The 12,357-nt window shown below is 68.1% G+C and carries 14 protein-coding genes; 6 read left to right on the forward strand and 8 right to left on the reverse strand.

Annotation, left to right across the window (positions count from 1 at the left end; all coding sequences use genetic code 11):
• The first annotated feature begins 12 nt into the window (after positions 1 to 12).
• Both AL072_RS05400 and AL072_RS05405 read left to right on the forward strand, forming a co-directional pair.
• Entirely contained in the window at positions 13 to 1,794 is a 1,782-nt protein-coding gene (locus tag AL072_RS05400) for a sensor histidine kinase (protein WP_144428152.1), read from the forward strand.
• Between the two features lie 167 nt (positions 1,795 to 1,961).
• Positions 1,962 to 2,915: a DMT family transporter gene (locus AL072_RS05405; RefSeq protein ID WP_245636772.1), complete on the forward strand. Its 954-nt coding sequence runs from the start codon at positions 1,962 to 1,964 to the stop codon at positions 2,913 to 2,915.
• Here AL072_RS05405 and AL072_RS05410 read toward each other — a convergent pair.
• Positions 2,912 to 3,358 (reverse strand): YkvA family protein, encoded by a 447-nt coding sequence (locus tag AL072_RS05410; RefSeq protein ID WP_082108847.1) that lies wholly within the window; start codon positions 3,356 to 3,358, stop codon positions 2,912 to 2,914. The genes AL072_RS05405 and AL072_RS05410 overlap by 4 nt on opposite strands.
• Positions 3,359 to 3,553: 195 nt before the next feature.
• Between AL072_RS05410 and AL072_RS05415 the strand changes: the two genes are divergently transcribed.
• Positions 3,554 to 4,315, forward strand: a complete 762-nt coding sequence (locus AL072_RS05415) for an SDR family NAD(P)-dependent oxidoreductase (protein WP_045581199.1) — start codon at positions 3,554 to 3,556, stop codon at positions 4,313 to 4,315.
• Between the two features lie 71 nt (positions 4,316 to 4,386).
• Here the strand turns inward: AL072_RS05415 and AL072_RS05420 are convergent, their stop codons facing one another.
• Positions 4,387 to 4,584, reverse strand: a complete 198-nt coding sequence (locus tag AL072_RS05420; RefSeq protein ID WP_045581198.1) for a hypothetical protein — start codon at positions 4,582 to 4,584, stop codon at positions 4,387 to 4,389.
• A gap of 298 nt (positions 4,585 to 4,882) precedes the next feature.
• Here AL072_RS05420 and AL072_RS05425 point away from each other — a divergent pair, with 298 nt between their 5' ends.
• Positions 4,883 to 5,437, forward strand: coding sequence for an NADPH-dependent FMN reductase (locus AL072_RS05425; protein WP_045581197.1), 555 nt, complete (start codon positions 4,883 to 4,885; stop codon positions 5,435 to 5,437).
• Positions 5,438 to 5,518: 81 nt separating this feature from the next.
• Here AL072_RS05425 and AL072_RS05430 read toward each other — a convergent pair whose 3' ends face one another.
• Complete coding sequence (locus AL072_RS05430; protein ID WP_045581196.1) at positions 5,519 to 6,754, reverse strand: argininosuccinate synthase; 1,236 nt, start codon at positions 6,752 to 6,754, stop codon at positions 5,519 to 5,521.
• Between the two features lie 94 nt (positions 6,755 to 6,848).
• A complete protein-coding gene (locus AL072_RS05435) occupies positions 6,849 to 7,376 on the reverse strand; it encodes an SH3 domain-containing protein (protein ID WP_045581195.1) in 528 nt (175 codons plus the stop codon).
• Positions 7,377 to 7,627: 251 nt separating this feature from the next.
• Between AL072_RS05435 and AL072_RS05440 the strand changes: the two genes are divergently transcribed.
• Positions 7,628 to 8,617: a 2-hydroxyacid dehydrogenase gene (locus AL072_RS05440; protein WP_045581194.1), complete on the forward strand. Its 990-nt coding sequence runs from the start codon at positions 7,628 to 7,630 to the stop codon at positions 8,615 to 8,617.
• 69 nt (positions 8,618 to 8,686) lie between these two features.
• Here AL072_RS05440 and AL072_RS05445 read toward each other — a convergent pair whose 3' ends face one another.
• The 4 genes from AL072_RS05445 to AL072_RS05460 form a co-directional block, all read right to left on the reverse strand.
• Positions 8,687 to 9,172, reverse strand: coding sequence for a MarR family transcriptional regulator (locus tag AL072_RS05445; protein ID WP_342669594.1), 486 nt, complete (start codon positions 9,170 to 9,172; stop codon positions 8,687 to 8,689).
• A gap of 167 nt (positions 9,173 to 9,339) precedes the next feature.
• Positions 9,340 to 10,875 carry a lysozyme inhibitor LprI family protein gene (locus AL072_RS05450; RefSeq protein ID WP_045581193.1) on the reverse strand — a complete coding sequence of 512 codons (1,536 nt, stop codon included), beginning with the start codon at positions 10,873 to 10,875 and terminating at the stop codon, positions 9,340 to 9,342.
• 87 nt (positions 10,876 to 10,962) lie between these two features.
• Positions 10,963 to 11,610, reverse strand: coding sequence for a PAQR family membrane homeostasis protein TrhA (gene trhA / locus AL072_RS05455; RefSeq protein WP_045581192.1), 648 nt, complete (start codon positions 11,608 to 11,610; stop codon positions 10,963 to 10,965).
• Positions 11,611 to 11,730: 120 nt separating this feature from the next.
• Positions 11,731 to 11,997 carry a ribbon-helix-helix domain-containing protein gene (locus AL072_RS05460; protein WP_045581191.1) on the reverse strand — a complete coding sequence of 89 codons (267 nt, stop codon included), beginning with the start codon at positions 11,995 to 11,997 and terminating at the stop codon, positions 11,731 to 11,733.
• Positions 11,998 to 12,103: 106 nt separating this feature from the next.
• Here AL072_RS05460 and AL072_RS05465 point away from each other — a divergent pair, with 106 nt between their 5' ends.
• Entirely contained in the window at positions 12,104 to 12,292 is a 189-nt protein-coding gene (locus tag AL072_RS05465) for a hypothetical protein (protein ID WP_045581190.1), read from the forward strand.
• The last annotated feature ends 65 nt before the right edge of the window (positions 12,293 to 12,357 follow it).

A 12,357-nucleotide genomic window follows, 5' to 3' on the forward strand; every position in this document is an offset into this window, starting at 1 on the left:
ACAGCGACTTGCATGCTCCTACCCGCCCAGCGTCCTGACGATCCCATGATGGACGGCACCCAGTCCTTCCGCACTCCGCGACTGGAGGCCGCCATCGGCTGGCTGGCCGCATGCGGCTTCCTGTTCCTGGCTGCCGTCACCGTGATCGTCGGTGTGCAGTCGCGCGAACGGGCGGTGAGCGGGGCGCAGGACCGCGCCCAGTCGGCGGTCCGTGTCCTGGCGGAACATGCGGCGCGCCTGTTCGATGCCGCCGACCTGCTGGTCGAATATGCAGCCCAGGAATCGGCGGGCCGGTCATGGGATGAGATCGCCCGGTCGCACGGGTTGTGGGACAAGCTGAATGCGCAGCGCGCCCGGCTGCCCTTTCTGGACGCCGTCTGGCTGAACGATGGATCGGGGGTGCTGCGGTTGACGACGGTGGCTTTCCCGGCCCCCCATTCCGACGCATCGGACCGCGAGGCCTTCCTGTTCCATCGCCACGAGCCGACGCCCGGCAGCGGTGTGGACCGGCCCCATATCGGACAGCGCATCATCGGCCGGGTGACAAACAGGGCGACCTTCCTGCTCAGCCGCCGGCTGTCGGGGCCGGACGGCCGCTTCCGCGGCATGGCGTCTGTGACCATCGATCCGTCCTATCTATCGGGCTTCTACAAGGAGCTGGACGTCCCGCACGAGCCGGTGACGATCCTGCTCCGGGCCAGCGACCTCGACGTGCTGGTCCGCGAACCAGGCGAGGCCGCCGGCAAGATGGCCGGCCCGATACCGCCGGACGATCCGGTCCGACGGGCGATCATGGCGGCGCCGGCAGGCGGTGTTGCGCGCGACGACGCGGTCATCGTCGCGCATCGGCAGGTCGACAGCTGGCCGGTCCATGTGGTGGTGCAACTGGAGCTGGCCCCGGTGCTGGCCTCCTGGCGCCGGCTGATCGCCCCCTATGCCGGACTGGCCGCCGCCGCCGCGCTGGCATTGGCGGCCCTGTCGATCTTCGGCTTCCGGCAGGCACGAGCCGCCCGCCGGGTGCAGCGCGACCTGGAATGGCGGGTTCGAGAACGCACGGCCTCGCTGGAGCGGACCATCGGCGAGCGAGACGCGGCGCTGGCCCAGAAGGACCTGCTGATGCGCGAGGTCAACCATCGCATCAAGAACAGCCTGCAGGTGGTGTCGAGCCTGCTGGGCCTGCAGGGGCAGGCGGTCGGCGATCCGCGGCTGAGCGGTCATCTGCTGGAGGCCGGGCGGCGCGTCCAGGCCATCGCCGACATCCATCGGCTGCTCTACCGGGTCGACGACATCCACTTCATCCCCTTCCACGATTATCTGACCGAATTGTGCCGGGAACTGGAGCATTCCGCCCAGTCCGAGGGCGGGGGGTGGCGGCTGGAACTGGAGGTGGAGCCGGTCGATGTGCCGACCGACCATGCCGTGCCGTTGGGGCTGCTTGCCAACGAACTGGTGATGAATGCCATCAAGCATGCCTATCGACCGACCCCCGCCACGCTCGGCTCCGCAGCAGGTCCTCAGGAGAAGGAATCCGGCGGGGACAATATGATTGCCGTCGCCTTGCATGCCGACGGCGGTATCTTGCGGATGAGCGTGTGCGACCGCGGCATCGGGTTGCCGGCCGATTTCGACTGGCGCCGCAGCCGCAGCCTGGGCATGCGGATGATCCACACCTTGTCGAAGCAGTTGGGTGCCACCCTGACGGTGGAGAATACCGACCCCGGCGTTTGCTTCTCCATCCGCCTGCCATATCGGACCGCAGGGGACGGGGTGGATACACGTCATACGGGAGTATGACTGCTTATCAAGGTTGTATTTTCCTTGCACAGGTCCGATTTTCTCTGGAGGATCGTCGCTGCGGCCCCAGGAACGGCCGGGTGGCGCGGCCCGATGTTCGCGCTAACGCCACGGACAGCGGACCCGACAGAACCACCCCCGATCGCCTTGCTGAGGGACGACCGACCGTGACCGTTTTCGCCTCGCCGCCCATGGGCACCAGCCCGCGCCTGCAGGTGCCGACGAACCGGCTGCTGTTGGGTGCCGGTTTCATGCTGCTTTCGGCATTGCTGTTTGGGATCGGCAATGCGGCGGTGCGGTGGGCATCCACCGTCATGGACCCTCTGGAGGTCGTGTTCTTCCGCAACCTGTTCAGCCTCCTGTGGATGCTGCCCTGGGCATTGACGGCGGGGGCGCCCGCCTGCCGTGCGGTTCTGGCGGAACGGCGGCTGCTCCCTTATCTGACGCGGGCGGTGACCAGCCTCTGCGCGATGGCGGCCTGGTTCTACGCCATTGCCCATCTGCCGTTGCCGACCGCGACGGCGGTCAGCTTCGCCATCCCGCTGTTCGTCACGGCCGGGGCCGCGCTGGTTCTGGGCGAGCGGGTGCGGCTGCGGCGCTGGGCTGCGGTGTGCGCCGGTTTCGCCGGCGTGCTGATCGTCCTGCGGCCGGGCGGAACGCCGGTCGATCTGGCATTCACGGCGCTGTTCGTCCATTGCGTCGCCGCCGCCACCACCGTTCTGCAGATGCGGGCGCTGAGCCGCAGGGACGGCGCGCTGGTGGTCGTCACCTTCCTGGGCCTGCTGGTCACGCCGATGGCGCTGGTGCCGGCGCTGTTCGTCTGGACTTGGCCGAGTTGGAGCGTGTTGGGTGCGCTGGCCCTGCTGGGCGGGCTGCTGACGCTGGGGCAACTGGCGATGACCCGCGCGCTGGCGTTGGCCGAATCCTCGGCGATGATGCCTTACGACTATGCCCGTCTGCCCTTCACCGCGTTTGTCGCCTGGCTTGCCTTTGACCAGACCATGGATCTGTGGGGCTGGGTGGGGGCTGCGGTGATCGCCGCGTCGGCGCTCTATACCATGCACCGTGACGTGGCGGACGAGCGCAAGGCGGCGGCGCTGGGATCGGCGCAGGCCGATTAGAGGCGATCGTCTCCCGTCTCGGCGCCTGCTTCGCTGCGCGCGGCTTCCGTCCATAGGGCCTGTTTCGCCCGGCCCCAGTGTGCCGGGGTCAGGTTCGTGCGCACCGTGTGGATGGCGGCGGCCAGCACCGCGGCGTCGTCGGTGAAGCCGGCGATCAGCAGCCAGTCGGGCACGGCGTCCACCGGCAGCACGAAATAGGCCAAAGCCCCCAGCAGGATCGCCTTCGCCCGGTAGGGCGTGGCGGGATCGGTCGCGCAGAAATAGGCGGCCAGCAATTCCTCCAGGAAGGGGACGCGATGCAGGTTGGCGCGCAGCTTCTGCCAGAAGCGGTGGCGGACCAGCCGTTCGTCGCGCTCGACCCGCACCGGATCGGGAATCGCCAGCGCAGTGCCGGGGGACGGAAGGCCGGCGGCGGATTGGGGAGTGGCAGGCGATGCGGTCATGGAGGCTCGGATTCCCTCAAATATGCAGATGGCGCGGCCGGTGCCGGTGCAACGCATGTCGTCACGTCGATGTCTCCTCACCATACGGTGTGGTATGGTGCGGCGGCCATCTGGCAAACAACAAGTGCGATCGTTTCCTGTTGGACACAAGGCCGGCGCCATGGGCCGATCGGCTGCAATTAAGGAGGAGATGCCATGAACATCCAGGGTCTGTCCGCCATCGTCACCGGCGGCGCTTCGGGCATGGGGGCGGCGACGGCGCGCCATCTGGCCGGGCTCGGTGCCAGGGTGACCGTGCTGGACGTCAACGAGGACGCGGTGCTGAAGACTGCGCACGAGATCGGCGGGCTGGGCCTGGTCTGCGACGTCACCGACGGCGCCTCGGCCGAGCGGGCCTTCGATCAGGCGCGGTCCGTCCATGGCCCGGCCCGCATCGCGGTGAACTGCGCCGGCATCGCGCCCGCCCAACGCATCGTCGGCCGCGACGGTCCGATGCCGCTGGAGAGCTTCCGCGCGGTGATCGAGGTCAACCTGATCGGCAGCTTCAACATCCTGCGGCTGGCGGCGGCCGACATGGCGAAGCTGGAGCCTCTGCCGAGCGGTGAGCGCGGCGTGATCGTCAACACCGCTTCCGTCGCCGCCTATGAGGGGCAGATCGGGCAGGCCGCCTATGCCGCGTCGAAGGGCGGCATCGTCGCCCTGACCATCTGTGCGGCGCGCGACCTTGCCCGCAACGCTATTCGCGTGATGACCGTGGCTCCCGGCCTGATCGGGACGCCGATGCTGCTGAACATGCCGCAGGAGGTGCAGGACAGCCTCGCCGCCACCGTGCCCTTCCCCAAGCGCTTCGGCATGCCGGAGGAATATGCCCGCCTCGTCCAACACATCCTGGAGAACGAGATGCTGAACGGCGACGTCATCCGCCTTGACGGTGCCATCCGCATGGCCCCGCAGTAAGCGCGTTCGCGTGACGGAGCGGCTCCGTGCCGGGGCCGTTCCGCCAATCCTCCGCTCTCAGCCTTCCGCCCTCAGCCTTCCGCCATGGCGGCTTCGTCCGCCCGCTCCGCCTCGCCCAGCAGGTCGATCAGCAGCGTGGTGCAGTGTTGAAGCCGCAGGTCGGCGGTCGCCGTCGCCATATCGCGGCCGGTCTGTTCCTGCCAATCCCGCAGCATCAGCGCCAGATGTTTCCGAACATGGTCTTCCCGGTCGAGGCGTCGCGTCGCCATGTCGCTTCTCCTTCCCTTTCCGATCGATCCAGAGGGCAAATCAAATCCGGGCTGTTTTGTTCCCTGGCCCACTCTGTGCCAATCTTCGTGTACCCTCCAATTGGGTAGCAGTCCCCTCCACCAAAAGTCAGGGCCCAAGATGGTCACAGCGATGATCGGGGAGGGGGCCATCGACCGTAGCCATTGCCGGCGCCATTGCCGGCGCCACTCCGCCCGACCATGTCGATGGCGGCCGGATATCGTCGCGAACCCGCGCGCAAGCAGACCCGTCACCCGTGAAAGAAAGGACTACCGCCTGATGACCGACGCAACGGTGCGTGCCAAATTGCTTGGGCTGCCCGGCAGCCTGCGCAGCAACTCCAACTCGCTCGCCGTGCTGCGCGGGCTTCAGGGCGCCCTGCCGGCCGATGTCGGGATGGACATCCGCGATCTCCGCCTGCCGCTCTACGATCAGGACATCGACGGCCCCGACGCCCCGGCGGAGGTCCATGCCTTCCGTCAGGCCATCGCGGAGGCCGACGGCGTCGTCATCGTCACGCCGGAATACAATTACGGCATGCCGGGCGTGCTGAAGAATGCGCTGGACTGGGCCTCGCGCCCTTACGGCAAATCGGCGCTGATCGGCAAGCCGGTCTTGGTCGTCAGCAATTCTCCCGCCTTCACCGGCGGCGTGCGTGCGCACCAGCAGGTGAACGACACGCTGCTGGCGGTGTCCGCCGATCTGGTGAGCGGCCCGCAGGTTGTCATCGGCACGGTCGGCGAGAAGATCAAGGATGGCAAGCTGGTCGACGAAGCCGTGCTGAAATTCACGCTCGGCATGGTTGACAAGCTGATCGCGGCGGCCGGCAAGTAGAAGCCCGGCAATGCAAGAAGGGGACGCCACGGCGGTGGCGTCCCCTTCCTTTCAAGCCGGCCGCTTCGAGGAAGCCTGCCTTCAGCCGATCTTCTGCTTGGCCATCGCGCCCAGGCGCAGGCGGAGCGCATTCAGCTTGATGAAGCCTTCCGCGTCCTTCTGATTGTAGACGCTGTCCTGCTCGAAGGTCACATAGTCCATGCGGTAGAGCGAGTTGGGCGACTGGCGGCCGACGACCGTGACATTGCCCTTGTACAGCTTCAGACGGACCGTGCCGTTGACCAGCGACTGGGTCTGGTCGATCAGCGCCTGGATGGCCAGACGCTCCGGGCTCCACCAATAGCCGCAATAGATCAGCTCGGCGTAGCGCGGCATCAGCTCGTCCTTGAGGTGCCCGGCGCCGCGGTCGAGCGTGATGCTCTCCATGGCGCGGTGGGCGACCAGCAGGATGGAGCCGCCCGGGGTCTCGTAGACGCCGCGCGACTTCATGCCGACATAGCGGTTCTCGACCAGGTCGAGGCGGCCGATGCCGTTCTCGCCGCCCAGCCGGTTCAGCTCGGTCAGCAATGCCGCCGGCGACAGGGCCTTGCCGTCGATGGCGACCGCGTCGCCGTTCTTGAACTCGACCTCGATGTAGGTCGGGGTTTCCGGCGCCTTTTCCGGGGCGACGGAACGGGTGAACATGTCCTCGTCCGGCTCGACCCACGGGTCTTCCAGCGCCTTGCCTTCGTAGGAGATGTGCAGCAGGTTGGCGTCGGTCGAATAGGGCGCCTCGCCGCGCTTGTCCTTCGCGATCGGAATCTGGTTCTTCTCGGCGTAGTCCAGCAGCGTGGTGCGGCTGTTCAGGCTCCACTCGCGCCACGGGGCGATGACGGTGATGTCGGGCTTCAGCGCGTAGTAGCCCAGCTCGAAGCGGACCTGGTCGTTGCCCTTGCCGGTGGCGCCATGGGCGACGGCATCGGCGCCGACGAGGTTGGCGATCTCGATCTGGCGCTTGGCGATCAGCGGCCGGGCGATCGAGGTGCCGAGCAGGTAGGTGCCCTCGTACAGCGTGTTGGCGCGGAACATCGGGAAGACGAAATCGCGCACGAACTCTTCGCGCAGATCGTCGATGAAGATGTTTTCCGGCTTGATGCCCAGAAGCTCGGCCTTCTTGCGGGCGGGCTCCAGCTCCTCGCCCTGGCCGAGGTCGGCGGTGAAGGTCACCACCTCGCAGGAATAGGTTTCCTGCAGCCATTTCAGGATGACCGAGGTGTCGAGGCCGCCCGAATAGGCGAGCACCACTTTCTTGATCTGTTTGCCGGACGCGCCGCTCATTGGACTGCTCTTGCAGAAGAGAAAGGTAAGGCCGCGACCGTACGGCCTTTCCCGTCCGCCTTCAAGCCCCGGTTCCTGGCGAAGCGCCCCGTGCCTACTCGATCTTCTCGCCGGGATAGGTGCCCCAGAAATCGGCGCGCTTCATCCAGCCGCGATAGCCTTTCAACTCCACCTCGCACCAGTCGTCGCGGCACTTCTTCAGCGAGCCGACGACCCCCGGCTCGGCCCGCGCCACGACGGCGCTGTCTGCACGCGGCGCCTCGTGGACCGTGCGTGTCTGGCCGACGATCAGGGCGCCGCGCCGGCCCGACAAGGCGCTCTGGTGCACCCAGCCCTCGGCCCCTTCCCAATCGCGGATGCGGCGCCAGGTGTCGAACTCCTGGACGATCTCCACCGGCATGTCCTTGCGCCGGAAGACCCATTCGATCGGGTAGTTGCCGTTGGGGCCGGAGCGCAGGTTCAGTTCGCCGACGCGCACCGTGACGAAGCGGGGGATCGGCAGGCCCGAGGCATGAGTCGGATCCTTCCGGCTTTCGCTGCGTCCCTGCGCCGCGCTGCCGGAGACCGCGCCAAGCCCGGCGAGCAGGGCCAGCGCGGCGAGGACGGAGCGGCGGACGAGCATGGCGGCACCGGAGTTGGCAAAGGGAGCGGAAATCGGGCCGCACTATAGAGACCACCCGTTCGATAGGGCAAGCGCCGCCGCCCCCGCCGCCACTCCCGATTGACCCGGCGGGCGTGCCGATATCCGCCGATATCCCTGCCGCAGGGCGGGCTTTCGCGACGGACAACTGGACAGCCCCACGACCGCTTGGTATGGCAACCATGGACCGGATGAGCCTCGCAAACGGGCGGGGCAGGGGAGGACCAGCACCGATGACCGACAAGAAGAAGCCGCTCGTTGTCGTCACCCGCAAGCTGCCGGACGTCATCGAGACGCGGATGATGGAGCTGTTCGACACCCGGCTCAATCCGGACGACGTTCCGCTGACGCCCGCCCAGATGCAGGATGCCATGGCCCTCGCCGAGGTCCTGGTGCCCACCGTGACCGACCGCATCGACCGGGCGCTGATCGAGGCGGCGGGGCCGCAACTTCGGATGATCGCCTCCTTCGGCACCGGCGTCGACCACATCGACCTGAAGGCGGCGCGCGAGCGCGGCATCGTCGTCACCAACACCCCCGGCGTCCTGACCGAGGACACCGCCGACATGACCATGGCGCTGCTGCTGGCCACCGCGCGCCGCGTGGCGGAGGGCGAGCGGCTGGTCCGGTCCGGCCAATGGACCGGCTGGGGCCCGACCACCATGCTGGGGCACCGCATCAGCGGCAAGCGGCTCGGCATCCTGGGCATGGGCCGCATCGGCTCGGCGCTGGCGCGGCGCGCGCGCGCCTTCGGCATGTCGATCCACTACCACAACCGCCGCCGCGTCCATCCGGAGCTGGAGCAGGAGTTGGAGGCGACCTATTGGGCCAGCCTGGACCAGATGCTGGCGCGGATGGACATCATCTCCATCAACTGCCCGCACACGCCGGCCACCTACCACCTGCTGTCGGAACGCCGGCTGAAGCTGCTGCGCCCGCACTGCTACATCGTCAACACCTCGCGCGGCGAAGTGATCGACGAGGTGGCGTTGACCCGCATGCTGTCCAAGGGCGAGATCGCCGGCGCCGGGCTGGACGTGTTCGAGCATGAGCCGGCGGTCAACCCGAAGCTGCTGCGGCTGGACAATGTCGTCCTGCTGCCGCACATGGGCTCTGCCACCATCGAGGGCCGCATCGACATGGGCGAGAAGGTGGTGATCAACATCAAGACCTTCATCGACGGCCACACGCCGCCCGACCGCGTGCTGGAGGCGCTGCTTTAGGGAACCGGTTCCCGTTCCCCCTCTTCCGGCCCACCGGAGGAGGGGGGCAAAGGGACACAGGAGACTTCGTCAGGAGGGGGAAGCCGCCAGGGCTGGAGACAGGCCGGGAGCCTCCAGGGCGGTCCCCGCCGGCGGGGAAGCAACCTGCAATTCAGCCTCCAGCCGGGCCTTGGCGGCCGCGGCCACCGCCTCGTCCGTACGGATCTGCGCCATGTCCTCGTCCGTGACGGCACCGGCGGCGATCACCAGCTCGGCGAAGTCGGAGAGATGGACGCTGCCCTTCACAGTGCGCTGGACCAGCACGTTGCGCTTGTCTTCCGCATCGCGCTTGCGCTTGACGAAGCCAAGCACCGACAGCCGGTCGAGCGCGCGGGTCACCGCGGGCTTGGAGATGTTCAGCAGGGATGCCAGACCGCGAACGGTGTGTGGCGGGTCGGTCAGATAGACCTGGAGGAGGATCGCCAGCTGGCGCGCCGACAGGTCGGGGCCATCCTGACGCACGCTGGCGACCAGTGCCGTGCGCCACAACCCAAGCGCCTTGAGGTTCCGTGCCATGCCTCCCCCCGGAAAGCCGCGTCCGCTCCCGCAACCGGAACAGGCGTCGCCGAAGTGTCGCTTACCCGAACGATGCAGGCAAGCCTTTCAAGGTCGCCGACTTAAGGCCGCCGACGGACAAGGGCGCACCGCCGGCCCTTCCAGCCGGACGGGCGCCCTGCCTTCCGTTACCGGGCTTCCCGTTTCAGCACCGTCGGTTTGCCGTAGCCGGTGGCCAGCACGCCGTCGCCGGCGAGCGGGACCAGGGTGACGCTGCCGCCGGCCGCGACCGCAGCGAGGCTGATCGCCCGCGTGGCGGCATCTGGTGCCGGCGCGGCGCCCGCCGCCTTGACCTCCTTGGGGTCGAAGGGCGCATCCTCGCCTTGTCCTGTCACGTCGTAGCCGTCGCATTCGCTGCCGACGCAGATCGTCGTGGCGTCGATGCGCGCCTTGCCGGCAGGGGTGGCGAAGGGCGTGCCCTCGGCCGCACCGCCGCTCCAGCTCCAGGATCCGCGCAGCCAGTCGGGGATGCGGGTGTCATTTTGGAGGTCCAGATTGTCGGTGATCAGGCCGATGCCGCTGCCCAGCCCCTGGGCGGCCACCGCCTGGGCCAGGCGGCGGGCTTCGGCGGGGGGCATGCCGTAGCGGCTGGCGAGTTGGGGAGTCCAGGACGTCACCGCCGCATCGACCGCCTTGTCGAGACGTTCGCCCCAGCCGGGCGCGACCCAGCGCGGGTTGGTCCAGCCTGCGGTGTCCTTGACCAGCGGAGCCAGTTCCGGCGCCTCGCCCAGGAACAGGCGCGGATCGACCGCCGATTTCAGCCGGTCGATACCCATCTGGCGGTAGCTGGCGAAGCGGATGGTCCCGGTGCGGTTGGACGCGGCCTCCAGCATCGGGGCTAGCAGGTCTTCCACCGTCTTCCAGGCGGGCGAGGCGAGGAGGGCACCGTCGTCCGGGCAGGCGGGCGGGGCGCCGAAACTGTCGCGGCTGCTGCCATAGAGCGGCTCCATTGCCTTCCAGGCCGGCGTGCCGCGCTGTTCCATCACCGAACAGGGCCATGCCATCTCGACATCATCGCTGACCACGCGCAGGGCGGTCAGGAACCCCTCGTCGGTGGCGGGATCGGCGCCGGCGGCGGTTTCGCGGGCGAAGGAATCGCCGATGCCTTCGACGGCCTCGCGCAGCAGCGCCTCGGCCTTCTTGCGGTCGGGGGAGGGGCCGAAGCGCAGCAGATAGGCCGTCCATCCCTTGCCCAGCCCTCCGCGGATGTCCGCCAGCCGTTTCGCGGCGCCGGCCGGGTCCGCGGCGATGCCGTCGACGATGGTGGCGACGGCGGCCGCCGCCTTCGGCAGCGACTCGGCCAAGGCGGTACGCCGGGCATCGAGAACCGGGCCCAGGCAGGAGGTAACGGACCCCGACGCAGCGCATTGGTTGCGCTGGCCCAGCCACGCCTTCTGCTCCGTCCGCAGGCGTTCCCGGTCGGCGCTGCCGGACAGGGATTGCAGGGCCTTGTAGCTGTCGGCGAGTTCCTGGTCGGCGTCGGCCAGCTTGGGATCGGCGCAGATCGCCTTCTCGACCGGGGTGGAGGCCGCCTTGCAGTCAAAGGACGGCGCCGCCCGGACGGTGCCGGCGGCAAGCATCAGCGGCAGGCAGATCAGTGCAGCACGGGCAAGCGCCGCCCGCCCTTGCGGCGGTACCGGCAGGCGGATCGACGATCCCATCATGTCTCCCCGGGGTTGTGACCCGCGGAAGATACGGAATTCGCGACCACTTGTCCCCGCCCGACATGCGGCGTGCCGCAGGAAAGGGGCTTACGGCAGGAAGGCCGCCGAGACGGCCGTGAAATGGCAGGCGGCGGCGGCCAGCACCAGCAGGTGCCAGATCGCGTTGTTGTAGGGCATCCGCTCCATCAGGTGGAAGACGACCCCCACCGTGTAGAGCAGGCCGCCGGCGACGAGCAGCCACAGCGCCAATGGCGGCAGCGCCGAGCCCAGCGGTTCGAGCGCGGTGACGATCGCCCAGCCCAGCCCGAGATAGAGCACCAGCCCGAGCCTTTCGAACCGTCCCGGAAAGCGCAGCTTCAGCGCAGCGCCGACCGCGGCCCCGCTCCACACCGCGCCCCCCAGCCCGGCGCCCTGGCCGAGCCCCAACGTGAAGGGCGTGTAGGTTCCGGCGATCATCACGAAGATCATGGCATGATCGACCCGGCGCAGCAGCGCCTTGGCGAAACCGGGGGGAGCGAGGTTGTAGGCCGCCGACGCCGACAGCATGCCGACCAGCCCCAGCCCATAGATCGACAGGGCGAGGGCGGTCCGCACCGGGACCGCGTCGGAAAACACGGCGCGGGCCAGCAGCCATATGAAGCCGGCGATCCCTGCAGCGACCCCGACGGCATGGACGACCGCATCGGCCCGCCGCTCGCCGGCGCTGTAGACGGGAAAATCCTGGGCATCCGGCATTGGCGCACCCGCCGCGTGAAGAAGGACTGCGGGCAAGCCGCCGCTGTTCGTTCAAGTGCGAACATGGGGTGCCAGCCGCAGTCGCGCCACGGGTGATGTCCGATGGTGGAGCCGGGCCGGTTACTCGGCGGCGACGGAAAGGGACTGCGCCCGGTGCCGCGGCATCGGTTCGGTCATGGCGGCTGCCCGCCGGAAATAGCACAGGGCGTAGACGCGGACGCAGCCTGTGAGGTTGTCGCTGTCGTAGCGCTCGGCGTCGATCAACGTCACCAGTTCGCTCATCGTCATTCGCTCGCGGGCACAGATTTCCTCGAGGGACTCCCATTCCACCGGCATCAGCTTCATGCTGGTCCGCTTGCCGTTCACCCTGACGTTACGCATGAGCATGGGAGCCTCCATTCCTGTCGCATAAACAGGTATGCGAAGTGACACGGGACATGCTGTGAAGTTCTTCACATGGGATATCGTCGGCCCAAACGGATCGGAGGAGAGGATGACGGATGGCGACGGTCATGGTGATGCCCTGCGCGCGATCATTGAGGAGGCGGCGGCTGCGCGCTCCGCCTTGTGCGAGAATGAACTGGTCATCCGTCTGGACAACATCCTGGCGATTGCGCGGGCAGCGCTTGAAGAACAGCGCCCGGACGCTGCTCCGCTATTGCACCCCAGATCCCGCCCATAAAAAAACCGCCGCTAACCCATTGGATTAGCGGCGAGTTGAACAGGGAGGCTTCACGTCTGGGAGAC

The organism is Azospirillum thiophilum (assembly GCF_001305595.1).
Taxonomy (GTDB): domain Bacteria; phylum Pseudomonadota; class Alphaproteobacteria; order Azospirillales; family Azospirillaceae; genus Azospirillum; species Azospirillum thiophilum.

Excerpts from the sequence above, each read along its gene's own strand:
- AL072_RS05400 (WP_144428152.1), top strand. The coding sequence starts at position 13 with ATGCTCCTACCCGCCCAGCGTCCTGACGATCCCATGATGGACGGCACC.
- AL072_RS05410 (WP_082108847.1), bottom strand. The coding sequence starts at position 3,358 with ATGACCGCATCGCCTGCCACTCCCCAATCCGCCGCCGGCCTTCCGTCC.
- AL072_RS05415 (WP_045581199.1), top strand. The coding sequence starts at position 3,554 with ATGAACATCCAGGGTCTGTCCGCCATCGTCACCGGCGGCGCTTCGGGC.
- AL072_RS05420 (WP_045581198.1), bottom strand. The coding sequence starts at position 4,584 with ATGGCGACGCGACGCCTCGACCGGGAAGACCATGTTCGGAAACATCTG.
- AL072_RS05425 (WP_045581197.1), top strand. The coding sequence starts at position 4,883 with ATGACCGACGCAACGGTGCGTGCCAAATTGCTTGGGCTGCCCGGCAGC.
- AL072_RS05430 (WP_045581196.1), bottom strand. The coding sequence starts at position 6,754 with ATGAGCGGCGCGTCCGGCAAACAGATCAAGAAAGTGGTGCTCGCCTAT.
- AL072_RS05435 (WP_045581195.1), bottom strand. The coding sequence starts at position 7,376 with ATGCTCGTCCGCCGCTCCGTCCTCGCCGCGCTGGCCCTGCTCGCCGGG.
- AL072_RS05440 (WP_045581194.1), top strand. The coding sequence starts at position 7,628 with ATGACCGACAAGAAGAAGCCGCTCGTTGTCGTCACCCGCAAGCTGCCG.
- AL072_RS05445 (WP_342669594.1), bottom strand. The coding sequence starts at position 9,172 with ATGGCACGGAACCTCAAGGCGCTTGGGTTGTGGCGCACGGCACTGGTC.
- AL072_RS05450 (WP_045581193.1), bottom strand. The coding sequence starts at position 10,875 with ATGATGGGATCGTCGATCCGCCTGCCGGTACCGCCGCAAGGGCGGGCG.
- trhA (WP_045581192.1), bottom strand. The coding sequence starts at position 11,610 with ATGCCGGATGCCCAGGATTTTCCCGTCTACAGCGCCGGCGAGCGGCGG.
- AL072_RS05460 (WP_045581191.1), bottom strand. The coding sequence starts at position 11,997 with ATGCTCATGCGTAACGTCAGGGTGAACGGCAAGCGGACCAGCATGAAG.
- AL072_RS05465 (WP_045581190.1), top strand. The coding sequence starts at position 12,104 with ATGACGGATGGCGACGGTCATGGTGATGCCCTGCGCGCGATCATTGAG.